At 41.9% G+C, this 291-nt stretch carries 1 tRNA gene and 1 rRNA gene; both read right to left on the reverse strand.

What is annotated here, in order from left to right:
* Positions 1-6 precede the first annotated feature (6 nt).
* Positions 7-95, reverse strand: a tRNA-Leu gene (locus tag BN899_RS18375).
* A 6-nt stretch (positions 96-101) separates the two neighbouring features.
* Positions 102-218 (reverse strand): 5S ribosomal RNA (rrf, locus tag BN899_RS18380).
* Between the last annotated feature and the right edge of the window lie 73 nt (positions 219-291).

A 291-nucleotide genomic window follows, 5' to 3' on the forward strand; every position in this document is an offset into this window, starting at 1 on the left:
TATAAATGGTGCCGAAGACCGGAATCGAACCGGTACGAGAGGTAAGTCCCGCAGGATTTTAAGTCCTGTGCGTCTGCCAGTTCCGCCACTTCGGCACATTAACGTGGCTATGTCTTACTCTCCCAGGCAGTTGCCCACCAAGTACCATCAGCGCTAAAGAGCTTAACTTCTGTGTTCGGAATGGGAACAGGTGTATCCTCTTTGCTATAATAACCACATCAATGTATTTATTTAAGGCAAACAAACATTAAAATTAATATTTGTTATTTAGAGTTAATACTCTGAAAACTA

Origin of the sequence: Faecalimicrobium dakarense (assembly GCF_000499525.1) — a bacterium.
GTDB lineage: Bacteria > Bacillota > Clostridia > Peptostreptococcales > Peptostreptococcaceae > Faecalimicrobium > Faecalimicrobium dakarense.